Raw genomic sequence first — 13654 nt, 5'->3', positions numbered from 1 at the left:
CATGTTGCACTATGAAATATAGCAATTATACATATTTTATAGGGGGAACTTATATTATGTTTAGTAAAGATAACAAAGCGTCGATTGGGATTGCCCTAGCTTATCTTAGCTTTATCGTAGGCGCAGGTTTTACGACTGGACAAGAATTATTGCAGTTCTTCGTTAATCACGGCAATTATGGTTATATTGCTGCAATCATTACAGGTATCATCGTTACATTTGGGACGCGACAAATCTCAAAATTAGGATATCGTGTGGATGTAGATTCCTATGATATTTCTTTAAATAATTTGTTTGGAAATATTATGGGGAAAATCATCGACTTTTTAATTATCTTTTTCCTATTTGGTTTAACTGTGGTAATGGTAGCAGGTGGAGGATCTGCACTTAACCAAGGATTTGATATACCTATTTGGATAGGATCGCTTGCCATTGTTATATTATTGTTTGTTGTTTTACAACTTAAGTTTGATAAAATTCTTGCAGTACTAGGGACGGTTACACCATTTTTAGTTATTGCGGTATTAATCATTGCCGGAACGAATATCATAAATCCTACAATTTCGTTTTCAGAAGTATCACAACATATTGAACCATCTAAAGCGTCAAGAGCATTTTGGTGGTGGGATGCGATTATTTATGGTGGCTTAATCATTGGTAACAGTTTTAGCTTTTTAACTATTGTAGGTAATGATGCGAATAATCATAAAATTGCAGGTAGAGGTGCATATTTTGGCGGATTAGCTTTTAGTGTGTTGTTATTAATTATGGTCGCTGGATTACTCGCTAATATTGGTAATGCGAATAAAGTTGATATTCCAACTTTATTATTGGCAAATGATATTCACCCAATCATAGGTATTCTGGTGTCACTCGTCATGTTTGCAGTGATATTTAATAGCTGTATTGGCATGTTATATCCATTTTTAAATAGATTTACCAGCCCTGGTTCAAAGGCTTATGTTTTATTATTAGCTGTTTCATTAATATTGGCATATGTCTTGAGCTTTGTAGGTTTCGTAGATCTTGTAAACTTTGTATTTAAAGTGGTAGGTTACTTAGGATTATTTACCACACTTGCTTTACTTGTAAGATGGATTCAAAATAAATTCACGAAAAAGAAACTGATATAGCATAAAAAAGCTTGCCCTCTAAATTTTCAAACAGGGAACAAGCTTTTTACATATTATAGTTCTTGTTTTTTGAAAATATTTAATGATGCAATGTACGAAACGATTAAAATTAATAAGCCAACTAATGCATAAATACCAACAAATAGGTAAGTACTGCCCATAGTTGATGGGTTTAATGTACCCGTTGTAGAGCCAAGATTTGCGAAAATGGCACCATAGAAAACTATGAAAAATAAAGCAATCGCAATAATAGAGGTCGTAATTAAAATAACATTTGAATTTTCTGGACCAAATTTAAATGTTAATGGAAACATCATGGCATACGTTCCAGCACCACCAATACCGACGAATATAGACAGTACCGTCATTGCTAGACTTTGGGTCACGAGTGCAACGGATATTACGCCTATGATGAGGCCAATCAATATCAGTATGCCATAAAAGCTAAAATAACCATTTACATAGGCTTTTCTGCCACTAGGCAAAGTAGAGATATAGTACATCCATTTGGAATCTTTTTCATGTTTAATGTTATCTGTAACAGGTGATAGTAAGAAAATCATAGGTAAAAAACAAGTCATAGTCGGATTAATAAATGCGAAAATAATACTGGCAAAAATTGAGACAATAAGATAAGTGTAAAGTGAATTTTTACTTGAGTAATAACTGCTCATAATTAAACCTCTCATTATTTTTCACCTCTCATAATCAATTTTGTTGCATCGTCTATGCTTTCTAAAGGACGTGCATCTGAAATGTCTTTTTGGTTATTGACCAACGTAACTCTCACATCTTTACGCTTTCTAGTTGCTACAATCGCTTCATTAGGTAAGTTGAAATCAGCTTCAGGTTGTTCTACTATGCCATAATGGTCCAACAAGTATTGTTTATCTTCCTCAAGTATAATTTGACCGTCTTTCATAAATATTAATTTAGTCGCAAGTTGTTCAATATCTTCTGAAATATGTGAAGAAATTAAAATGCTATTGCCTTCTGCAACATAATCTTCTAATATTTCAATGACTTCTTCACGTCCAGAAGCGTCCATGCCAGCAGTAGCTTCATCAAGAATGAGTATTTTGCTATCATGCCCTAGCGCAATGGCTAATGCGGCTTTCATACGCATGCCTCGTGAGAAAGATTTGATTTCATTATCGGTTGGTAATTCAAATGATTTTATAATAGAGAAAAATTGATCGGAATGCCATGTTTGATAAATATTAGAAAATACTTTATCAATGTCGTTAATTGTTAGTTTATTTGGTACGCGTAAATCATCGAATACAACACCAATATTTTCTTTATGCGCATCGTCGTTATCCGATACTTGCTTACCGAAGTATGCAATTTCACCAGAATCTTTAAAACGATTGCCCACTAAAGTATTAAATAACGTGGATTTTCCAGAGCCATTTTTACCAATGACACCGATGACCTCATTTGGTTTCAGTGTAATTGAGATATTTGATAGTTTAAAATCTGATTTGTCATATGATTTATTTAGATTTTGTACTTCTAATAAATGTTCCATAAAATCCTCCATTTAAAAATTATTTTTATTTATAAAATTTTCGAACTTTCAATGTGTAGCCGAATGCATTATAGATGAAAAGTACTGTTAAAATTAATACGCCAAAGAATTGGTTAACCCCTGTAATAAACGAATATAAACTTAATACAATACCACCAGTAATAATGATGGCTAAGTTATAATGGTATATTTTAAACATAGATACAAGTGTGATATGCCGTTCACCATCATCCATCAGCTTTAAGATTTTTTCAGTATATTGTTCTTCGCCTTGTTTTGGATAGCGTGAATCAAATTTTCGCACGAAGAAACCTATCATTATGGAAGGAATCATAGTAACTAAATATGGGATAATAGAATATAGTATTGTATGTTCGGTATTGTGGCTGATAATTATTATTATCATTGTAATTAGACTTATTAAAATTTGAATGTAATAAATTAAATTAGAACTGATAAATTTCAAATTTGCTTTTTTCTCGTAATGATCAGCTTTTTGCTCATCTAGTACTTGTTCAGTTTTACGCTTATATTTAAGCGCATTTCTTTGTACTTGAAATAGTACTAGAGTAAGAATTAAATTGATGACTGACGCAATGATACAGAGAATTAGGATTGCATTGAATGACACTGTTAATTGCTCAAGTAAATCTGTATATTTAGAAACATTACTAAAACCACTAATCATACCACCTATAAATCCACCAACGATGGCTCCCAATAAAATGAGAAGTAAAAAACGTCCTACTTTCATAAATCAGTCTCCTCTACGATAAAGATATGTTCTACGGGTTCATCAAATATACGAGCTATTTTAACTGCAGTTAATATGGAAGGCATAAAATCATTACGCTCTATTAAAGAAATGGTTTGCCGAGAAATACCGGCTTTCTTTGCAAGTTGTGTTTGATTATAGCCATCACGAGCACGTAACTCTTTAACACGATTTCGCAAATGCTATCAACTCCTTGCTCACAATATATACTATATATGTCAATTTGACAAGTATATTAGTCAAAATGACGTGCATAAATTACTTTTAATGTTGTAAATCTTAATCGATGATATGTAGCAGAATATGCTTTAGAAGGGGATTTAACGGTATTAAAAAAGGCTGAGGACACCTTAATAGGTTTATCCTCAGCCTTTGCATTTTTTCAATTGATGATTTGTATTAAATTAGTAAAGTCCTTTTAGTGCATCGCTTGTATCGATATAGATATTTTTAACTTGTTGATAATTTTTAATTGCTTCTTTATATGTTTCTCTTCCGATACCTGATTTTTTATATCCGCCGAATGGGGCACCTTCAGGAACTTGGTTATAGGTATTAATCCAAATACATCCTGTGCGAACACTTTTAGCAATATTGAGTGCACGTGTGATGTTACGAGAAAATACGCCGCCAGCTAAGCCATAGTCAGAATCGTTTGCAACACGAATGGCTTCCTCGTCATCTTTAACTTTAATAATTGTTAAGACAGGTCCAAATATTTCTTCTTGTGCAAGTTTGTTTTTATTGTCTGATACAGCGATAAGTGTTGGCTCGAAGAAGGACCCTTTATCTAAGCCATTTTCAGTGATTTGACTACCACCAACAAGAATTTCAGCATCAGATTCTTTCGCATAATCAACATAAGACTGTATTTTCTCAAGTTGTGCTTTACTTGTTTGCGTACCCATTTGTGTGGATTCATCCATAGGATCGACAACTTTAATATTTTTAAATGCTTCTACGAGTTTTGGAACTAAAGTATCATAAATTTTTTCATGTACTAATAATCTTGAACCGGCGCTACATACTTCACCTTGGTTGAATAGGATACCTAATTGAATACCTTCTAATGCAAGCTCTAAGTTTGCGTCATCTAGGATGATGTTGGCACTTTTACCTCCAAGTTCTAATGTTGCTGGAACAATACGTTTAGCACCCGCATCTGCAACTTGGTAGCCGACATCTGTTGAGCCTGTGAATGAAAGTTTTTCAACGCCTTCATGATTGAAAATGGCATCTCCGGATTCAGAACTTTTACCAGTCACAATGTTAACAACACCATCTGGTAATACTTCTTGGAAAATTTTTCCTAATTCAATCAAACTAAGTGGTGTAGCCGAAGAAGGTTGGATGACGATTGTATTACCGGCAGCAATTGCTGGAGCGATCTTCCATGATTCTAATAAGAATGGGAAATTCCAGGCAACCACTGCTCCGACAACACCTATTGGGTTCGTGACGTACAATACTCATGACATCTTTATCAATATCATTCACAGAACCTTCATCTGTATCGATTACGCTTGCGAAGTATTTATAGTGTTTCGCAGCAAAAGGTATATCTGTGGCTTTCGTTTCACGAATAGGTTTACCAGTATTTAATGATTCGATTGTCGCAAATTTATCTTTGTTTTCAAGAATTTTATCACCAATTTGGCGTAACAATTCAGCACGTTCACTTTTAGAAGTTTGACTCCAGCCTTCAAATGCATCATGAGCAGCTTTGACTGCTTTATCCACATCACGATCTTGAGCTTTCGCAACTTTAGCTAATACTTCACCTGTCGCAGGGTTTGGTACTTCTAATGTGTCGCCACTATCACTTGCTACATATTGACCATTGATAAATAAACCATAGTTTTCATCGATAAAATCTTTTGTATTAATTGTCATAATAAATCGCTCCTTTAAAGCTCATTTTTAATTAAAACATCGTAGATACATTCGGACAAATATCAATCTTATGCGTTAACTTCACTGTTTTTTCTTGGTAATGGATAGAAACCATCATTTAAAAGTTTCCAAAGTTTCGGTGGTAAATCGTGTTTATCTTGACGATCTTCATCGAATTCAGAAATGATTGTTTCATCTTTACCATTTTTCAATTTTATTCACAAAATTGTGATCAATCAAAATTTCTCTTCCTAAGGCAATCATCTCAATGTAAGGTGATTGTATTGCTTCTAAAGCTTGTTCAGCAGTGAAGATAGATCCGATACCAATGAGTAGCATGCGACCGTCTATCCAACCATGTAATAACTTGATTCTTTCTTCACCAGCATATTTACCTTCACGAGTTTGAGAATGCACATCCATAAGTGATACATGAAGATAATCTAATGGTTGTTCTTTTAATTCATTAATTAATGATTCTGTAATTTCCATTGTATAGTAAAGTAATTACTTTACTAAAAATAACTAGAAAAATATATTTAAGCCGCCATTGGTTGGCGGCTTAAATACGTTATAATGCTTTTGTTGTACACATTAAATTTAGTATTCTATACTAAATAAATATTAAATAAGCGGGAAAATAGCAAAAATGCATTTCTAGGAGGCATTCCATTGAAACAAGCTACAGAGTTAGCGCAATTATTGAAATCCTTAGATGGACAAAAATATGGTGCATATAAACGATTGAAAGGTGCGTATCAGTTTAAGCAATTTCGTTTAGCTATTGATCATGCACAAGTGGATCCTTATGCACCACCTTCTAAAATGAGAGTCATTATGAATCGCGAAACTGCAAATATTCCAAGAGACTTACTAGATTCAAAAAATAAAGTGATTGCAGTATCAGATTTCTTAACGCGAGCGTTTAGAGAAAGTCTCGAATCATTCAAGCATAGTGAAAAAGATTCGAAAAGTGTCAAAAATATCTTTATAGATCATTGTGGTCAAGAGATTTTAGAGCGAACGGCAGTGGTCATTAATAAACATGACATCGACGTGCGACTTGAAGTTAGTTTACCTGCAGCTGGTAGAAAAATCTTAGGAAAAGTTGCAGCGCATATACTGATAGATACGCTACCAAAAATTGTAGCTGATGCATTACTTTATCAAAATATGAATCAGTCTGAACTAAAGAATCAGGTTACACTAATGTTAGATCAAGTGTTTATTCGTGAAGAACTTGAGCGTAGACAACTTGTATCATTTGTTGCAAATGGCGCGATATTGCCACGTAAAAGTGGGGTTTCGGATAAACCATTATCGGGTGCTGTTGCGTTTCATAGTCCTGAAAGTGTAGAAGTAAACTTATCATTGCCTAGTGGGAAGACGATTTCTGGTATGGGGATTCCAAAAGGCATTACGTTAATTGTAGGCGGAGGTTTCCATGGTAAGTCAACGATACTCGAAGCGTTAGAACGCGGCGTATATAATCATATTGATAATGACGGTAGAGAATATGTTATTACATCTCACGACGCAATGAAAATACGAGCAGAAGATGGACGTCATATTGAAAAAGTGAACATCAGTCCATTTATTAATAATTTACCGGGAAATAAAGACACACATCAATTTTCCACTGAAAATGCGAGTGGAAGTACATCACAAGCGACTAATGTGATGGAAGTGTTAGAAGCAGACACATCGCTATTACTCATTGATGAAGACACCTCTGCAACGAATTTCATGATTAGAGATAGCCGTATGCAACAATTGATTGCACCTGAAAAAGAGCCTATTACACCGTTTGCGAGTAAGGTGAAATCACTGTATGAAGATTATGATGTTTCCACTATTTTAATCGTAGGGGGTTCAGGGGATTATTTTGAAGCGGCAGATCATGTGTTGATGATGGATGAGTATGTACTGAATGATGTTACAGAAAATGCTAAAAAGATAGCTGCATCAGATGAAAGTGATAAACAGATAAATGCGAAACAACCATTTGGTGATATATCGAATAGAATCCCATTAAAATCCAGCTTCTCTAAAAAGGGAAAAGAAGATCGTTTTAAAGTGAAAGGCCGCTATTCCATTTTATATGGTAAGGAACTGATTGATATATCAGGACTAGAACAGCTTGTCGATCATAGTCAAACACAATGTTTAGCAGAAATGGTGGATTATTATAAAACACATCTTCTAAATGAACACGATACAGTATCTCAAGCTGCGGATAAACTTTATGACTTTATAGAAGTACATGGTCTTGATGCTATTTCATCATTTAAAGGCCATCCAGGTAATCTAGCCAAACCAAGAAAACAAGAATTCTGCGCGATGTTAAATCGTTATGGGGGATTAAAAGTGAAAAATAAATAGTAAGATATAAAAGAGAGCAATCATTGGTTATTAAACTCCAATGATTGCTCTCTTTTTATATGTAGATATTGAATTTATTGTGTTATTTATCCAATGTGAATACCATTTTTTGAATGATTATAATACAAAAATTAAAAGTAATGAGTAGTGTACGATAGAGACATAACTTATTATAAAATTGGGATAGGGAATTATTAGAAACTAGATAATTTATAATTCAAATTTGTTTGTAAATGTGAAGGAGTAACATGAATATAAGTATTTTAATAGCTGTTTTATGTATCTTAATATCTACTATATGTTCCATTTATATTCTAAAAACTAAGAATTTATCTATTATTGCATCTATAGAAATAAAGAAGGTACCACGTAATAAAGTGAATACATTAATATCTTTGTTTGTAACTTGTTTAATGATTAGTACGTGTTTTATATCAAGCGCAATAATATTTATGGATTATAATTTTTGCGGATCGCTGATTTTACTTGGATGGGGTTTAATAACAATTTTTGTATTTTATGTCTATTATCTCAAAATAAAATTAAAATGATCATTATAAAAGACATCAATCGTCGGATACTAAAATCTGAGTTGATGTCTTTTTAAATATGGCGATACATAGAAACACCAAATCAAGTTTCGTACACCTGAATTAGTGATAAATAAAAAATAACATTTACGACAAAGGAGTGGGAGTAATGGCAACAGAATCAGATCAAGGGTGTGTCAAATGTGGACATACTGAAATTGAAGAAGGCACGCTTTCAGCTACAGGTTCAGGGTTATCTAAAGTGTTTGATTTGCAACATAATAATTTTACTACAATCACATGTAAAAATTGTGGTTATACAGAATTTTATAAAGCAGATAAAAATCGAACAACAGATATTATCGATTTGTTCTTTGGAGGATAGTAAATATAAAAAGTGCTTAAACGATAGACAAACTGTATAAGATTTAACCCGAGTAGCACTATTTCACCTAATGTAAGAACGCATGATTGTGAGCGGAACTACGAAATCTTTTTTCCTAGATTTCTTATCCGCTCTTTTTTCATATAACATTTACTTCTATTTAATTTGAAATTAATACTCTTTTGTTAAGTTCGTGGTAATCAACATGAATACGCAATCTATAAAAATAGTTAGGAGTGGATTTAATTTATGAAAAAAAGGACCTCGAGTATCATATTTACTTTGTCAGCGGTTGGCGTATTTATCGGAACGCATCATGCCAGTGCCTCGGAACTAGAAGGACAGTAGAAAGAAGCGTTAGAACCAACTACAGATGAAACGCGTCAAAGTGATGAGACTATGTCACAATCACAAACTTCAGACAAACAGTTAGAAAGAGATACATATCCTAATAAAGAAGCTAATATAGATCAGAATAATACAATACATAATACAGATGACACAACGACACAGTCTCAAATAAATAATAATAAAAATTTTGATAAAGACAACTCAACTTCTGATAATGGAAAAGCGCCTCAAGCTAAAGCATTCACATCGAATCAACAAGATAAAAGTAATGAAACTTTAGCATCTTCTCAAAAACAACAAGAAGCGCCATCACAACTCAAATTAGAACAATATACAGACTCAAAAGCGCACCCGCAGTTACCTAGCCAATCAACATCTCATCAACATAACCCAGGAAATAATCAGCAAACTGAAACAGATAATACTGATAAAGTTATTGCAAAGGAACAACAGAAAAAGCAACAATCAGAGAACACACAAATAGAAGATAATCATCATGAGGCTCACAAAGAATTAGCAACTTCGGATAAACTAGAAAATACGGATATCAAAGATACAAAACAACTATCTAAGTCATCTCAACCATCTTATCCAAATAATGACGAACGTACGAAACAAGAGCAAAATAATAAAGAAACAGTTTCAAATCAAACACAAAGCAATGAACATCGTTATGACATCATGACGATTGGCAAAGATAATACAGAAAAGAATTTAACTTGGTATCACGAATCTGAAGAACAAGGTTATGTAGAAATTGCAAAAGCAAATGACCGTGGAGATTTTTCAAATGCAAGACGAATTGAGGGACAAACACACCAAGGTAGCAACACGAAACGTTTAGTAAATAAAGATATACCGAATATGAATTATACTCAGGCCACGTTACCTAATTTAGAAGAAAATAAAGCATATATGTATCGTTTTTATAATGGAGAGAATGGAGAGAATGGAGAGAAATCGGCTATACGTCGTTTTGATACAAATAATAATGGAGAAACAAATTTTATAGCAGTAGTTGATCCTCAACTAGGGGCTTCCGGAGATTTAGCATCAGATAATGAAGGTTGGCAAAATACTGTAAATCAAATGGCACAATTAAATCAGGATCCTGACTTCTTAATGAGCTTGGGGGATCAAGTCAATCTACCTTGGGATGAAAAAGCGTATAGTGGTTTTATAGAAGCAAAAGGTATGGAGAATTTTACAGTGGTACCTACTTTAGGTAATCATGATCGCGCCAACAAAGCATATTCTGAACATTTTAATCTACCTAATTTACAAAATGGCGGTAAAAACTTTGCGAGTTCAGATTTTTATTTCACTCACAATGATACACTTTTTGTTAGTTTGAACTCTGAGAGTTTAGACTTTAAAGGTCATGAAGAAACTTTAAAACGTGCAATTGCGGATACTAAAGATCAAAATCCTAAATGGATTGTGGGACTTACGCATAGAAACCCTTATTCGGCAGGTAAGCATTCTGACAAATTAGCGTCCAAAATCAGACGCGATAAATTTGCACCGTTAATGGAAAAATATAATATCGATTTAGTACTAGGAGGACATGATCATTCTTATAGCCGTTCGCATGTGATGAAGGGGAAAGATGCACAAGTACAATGCGATGAAAATGGACAAGCACCACAAACGTACACGAATCCGGACGGCACAATTTATGTAACGTTAAATTCAGCTAGTGGCAGTAAATTCTATGAATTAGATGGTGAAAAGGATTATGCAGCCAAATCGATACAGGACAATCAACCAGCGTATACGAAAGTAAACATAACGAAAGATTATATAGAACTATTAACCTACCATGTGCCACAAGGTAACGAAAAACTTGGTGAACCAATTGATCGCGTTCGCATTAATAAAGATAATAAATAAAATACGTATCTGATTGATATCGTGAAAGGCATGTCTTCTATAAAAGACATCTTCAGGTAGGCATCGGGTTGTGTTACTTCACTGTGACGGATGTTTAAAATGAAATGATTTCTAAATAGTATGATGAAAAGGTCTGAGACTATATATGTCTTAGAACTTTTTTCATAAACTCCGTAAAATCCATTGCTTTAAAAGAGAATGTACCCAGCTAATTGTGCACTTTAAAACGAAAGAAATACAGCTTTAATATAGTGAACTATACAAATTATTTAAAAAAAAGAATTATACAATATAAGATAACTAACATAAGCTTAAATAGAATGAAAAATAGTCTGAATCGATAATCGATAAGGGGATGGATAAGAAATGAAGGGAAAATGGGTTTTAACGACATTACTTGCAAGTACATTAATCATCACTGGATGTTCAAATAGTAATGATAAAGGCAAAAATAAAGAAGATAATGATAAACAAACTGAACAAGCTAGTAAAAACAGTGGGGTGACATATCCTAAAGACGGCGTGAAGGGGATTTACGTCAGTGCAAATTCAACAAAAGGTGAAAAATTTGATGAATTAACTAAATTTATAGAAGATAGCGATTTGAATGCGATAGTTATTGATGTTAAAGATGATTCAGGAAATGTCACGATTAATTTTAATACAGGTAACAAAGAAATCGATAAACACACATTAGATATTGTCGACGCGAAGCCATTACTTAGCAAGATGAAATCAAAACATATTTACCCAATAGCTAGAATTGTTACTTTTAAGGATAAGAATTTAGCAGAAAGTCATCCTGAATGGTCATTCAAAAATGCAGATGGTACTGTTTGGGAAAGTGACGGTGGAGATAAATTTGTTAACCCATTTAAAAAAGAAGTATGGGATTACAATATCAATGTTTCAAAAGAAGCAGCTAAAGCTGGATTTAAAGATATTCAATATGATTATGTGAGATTTCCTGAAGCATTTGAAAATGTAGAGCACAGTTTAACTTACGATAAAGGAAAGTATAAAGATAGTGACTTAAGTGAAGTTGACCAACGTGTGGATACAATAACTCAATTTTTGAAAACTGCACGCAGAGATCTGAAACCGTATGGTGCTGAAATATCTGCTGATGTATTTGGTTATTCAGCAATGGTCGAAGAAGCGCCGGGTATTGGTCAAAGTTTCCCTAAAATTGCTGAAAACACGGATGCCATTTCATCTATGATCTATCCATCACATTGGAGTCCGGGTGACTTTGGCTATGACGCCCCTGACAAAGAGCCCTATGGTGCAGTTGATAAATATTTAGATAAAGAGACTGAAGTATTAAATAAATTAGGTAATAAAAAACCTAAATCTCGTCCATGGTTACAAGACTTTACAGCGCAATATTTAGGTGAAGGCAATTATAAGACCTATGATAGTGAAGCTGTAGAAGATCAAGTAAAAGCATTGAAAGACCATGGTATCAATGAGTTCATACTATGGAATGCTGCCAATGATTATACAGAAGGTGTCGACTACACACCTAAAGCAGATAAAGAGAAGGTAGAAGCAAATAAAAAAGAATTAAAAGAAGAAACGAAGAAAGAAAAATAATGTGAGCGTTCATATAAGTTGAATGTTAAATATTATAACAATGAAAAAATGAGTCCGGAACATAAATAAATGTTTCGGATTCTTTTTGTTTAAATGTGAAAATAAAAAGAATCATTAGAATTAAAATTTAATTAATTACCGAGTGATGAAAAAATAAATACTACATTCTACTTTTAATATTGTATAATATGAAATATATTTATATAATTAAAATCGAAAGAGGAGCACTGTATTTTATGATTAGAATTTTAATTCCATGTTTTAATGAGGCATCAGTGCTAGAACAAACATATGCCAAATTAACTGAAATTATGCAACGAGATAGTATCAGCAACAATTATAAATATGAATTGCTTTTTATAGATGATGGAAGTAAAGATCGCACACTAGCCATTATTAAAACATTAGCACAGCGAGATCATGCGGTAAAGTTCATATCATTTTCAAGAAATTTCGGAAAAGAATCTGCAATGTATGCTGGATTATGTGCGAGTACTGAAGCGGAAGCATTAGTTATATTAGATGGTGACTTGCAGCACCCGCCAACCCTTATTCCACAGATGATTGCTCATTATAGAGATGGTGAAGACCAGGTTGTGGCAAAAAGAGATAGAACAGGTGAACACGTCATTCGCAAGACTGTATCTCAATTATATTATGCAGTAATTAATAAAATTGTAGATGTGGATTTAGAAGACGGCGTAGGGGATTTTAGATTATTGAGCCAACGTGCGATCAGAGAAGTAGTGAACTTAGGAGAATACAATAGATTTTCTAAAGGTTTATTTGCTTGGATTGGATTTGAACCTAAAGTGATTGAATATGAAAATGTTGTGCGTGCCGATGGTGAGTCTAAGTGGACGTTTAGTTCTTTATTGAATTATGGCATAGATGGTCTCATTTCATTTAATAATAAACCGTTACGTGCCATTTTATACTTTGGTTTATTTGTGTGCGCGATGAGTTTCCTTTATATATTATTTAATTTTATTTATACAGTCAGTTATGGTGTTTCGACGCCAGGTTATTTCACAACGATTGTCGCAGTATTATTTTTAGGTGGTGTTCAGTTAACATCATTAGGGGTCATTGGAGAATACATAGGCAGAATTTATTATGAAGTAAAACAACGACCGCTCTATATCATACGCCAAACCAATTTAAGTGATTGCGAGGTGGACTGAA

At 33.5% G+C, this 13654-nt stretch carries 10 protein-coding genes and 2 pseudogenes; 6 read left to right on the top strand and 6 right to left on the bottom strand.

The features are described from left to right. The first annotated feature begins 56 nt into the window (after positions 1-56). Positions 57-1133, top strand: a complete 1077-nt coding sequence (locus tag ACP7BT_RS09890) for a YkvI family membrane protein (RefSeq protein WP_041080176.1) — start codon at positions 57-59, stop codon at positions 1131-1133. A 53-nt stretch (positions 1134-1186) separates the two neighbouring features. Here the strand turns inward: ACP7BT_RS09890 and ACP7BT_RS09885 are convergent, their stop codons facing one another. From ACP7BT_RS09885 to ACP7BT_RS09860, 6 genes and pseudogenes are all read right to left on the bottom strand, one after another. Beyond that, positions 1187-1822, bottom strand: coding sequence for an ABC-2 transporter permease (locus tag ACP7BT_RS09885; protein ID WP_041080175.1), 636 nt, complete (start codon positions 1820-1822; stop codon positions 1187-1189). Beyond that, positions 1822-2664 (bottom strand): ABC transporter ATP-binding protein, encoded by an 843-nt coding sequence (locus tag ACP7BT_RS09880; protein ID WP_041080174.1) that lies wholly within the window; start codon positions 2662-2664, stop codon positions 1822-1824. Before ACP7BT_RS09880 ends, ACP7BT_RS09885 begins: the two co-directional genes overlap by 1 nt. 25 nt (positions 2665-2689) lie before the next feature. Further along, a complete protein-coding gene (locus ACP7BT_RS09875) occupies positions 2690-3418 on the bottom strand; it encodes a DUF3169 family protein (protein ID WP_041080172.1) in 729 nt (242 codons plus the stop codon). Beyond that, entirely contained in the window at positions 3415-3618 is a 204-nt protein-coding gene (locus ACP7BT_RS09870) for a helix-turn-helix transcriptional regulator (protein ID WP_041080171.1), read from the bottom strand. The genes ACP7BT_RS09875 and ACP7BT_RS09870 overlap by 4 nt, the downstream gene beginning before the upstream one ends. Before the next feature lie 225 nt (positions 3619-3843). Further along, a pseudogene (locus ACP7BT_RS09865) lies at positions 3844-5332 on the bottom strand (aldehyde dehydrogenase family protein). Positions 5333-5400: 68 nt separating this feature from the next. Then, positions 5401-5827 (bottom strand): annotated as a pseudogene (locus ACP7BT_RS09860) (NADH-dependent flavin oxidoreductase); the annotation flags it as partial. A 177-nt stretch (positions 5828-6004) separates the two neighbouring features. On the opposite strand from ACP7BT_RS09860, the gene ACP7BT_RS09855 reads away from it, so the two are divergent. The 5 genes from ACP7BT_RS09855 to ACP7BT_RS09835 all read left to right on the top strand — a co-directional run bounded on the left by ACP7BT_RS09855 (position 6005) and on the right by ACP7BT_RS09835 (position 13653). Continuing rightward, a complete protein-coding gene (locus tag ACP7BT_RS09855; RefSeq protein ID WP_041080170.1) occupies positions 6005-7714 on the top strand; it encodes an ABC-ATPase domain-containing protein in 1710 nt (569 codons plus the stop codon). A gap of 699 nt (positions 7715-8413) precedes the next feature. Continuing rightward, positions 8414-8629: a zinc ribbon domain-containing protein gene (locus ACP7BT_RS09850; RefSeq protein ID WP_041080169.1), complete on the top strand. Its 216-nt coding sequence runs from the start codon at positions 8414-8416 to the stop codon at positions 8627-8629. Positions 8630-9028: 399 nt separating this feature from the next. After that, positions 9029-10873: a purple acid phosphatase family protein gene (locus ACP7BT_RS09845; RefSeq protein ID WP_235304927.1), complete on the top strand. Its 1845-nt coding sequence runs from the start codon at positions 9029-9031 to the stop codon at positions 10871-10873. A gap of 366 nt (positions 10874-11239) precedes the next feature. Continuing rightward, on the top strand, positions 11240-12469 hold the full coding sequence (locus ACP7BT_RS09840) for a putative glycoside hydrolase (protein WP_002482054.1): 1230 nt from the start codon (positions 11240-11242) through the stop codon (positions 12467-12469). 236 nt (positions 12470-12705) lie between these two features. Further along, entirely contained in the window at positions 12706-13653 is a 948-nt protein-coding gene (locus tag ACP7BT_RS09835; RefSeq protein WP_041080168.1) for a glycosyltransferase family 2 protein, read from the top strand. The last annotated feature ends 1 nt before the right edge of the window (position 13654 follow it).

Source organism: Staphylococcus sp. Y174-1 (assembly GCF_049897865.1).
Lineage (GTDB): Bacteria > Bacillota > Bacilli > Staphylococcales > Staphylococcaceae > Staphylococcus > Staphylococcus saprophyticus.
This window is presented reverse-complemented; position numbering and strand designations above follow the sequence as displayed.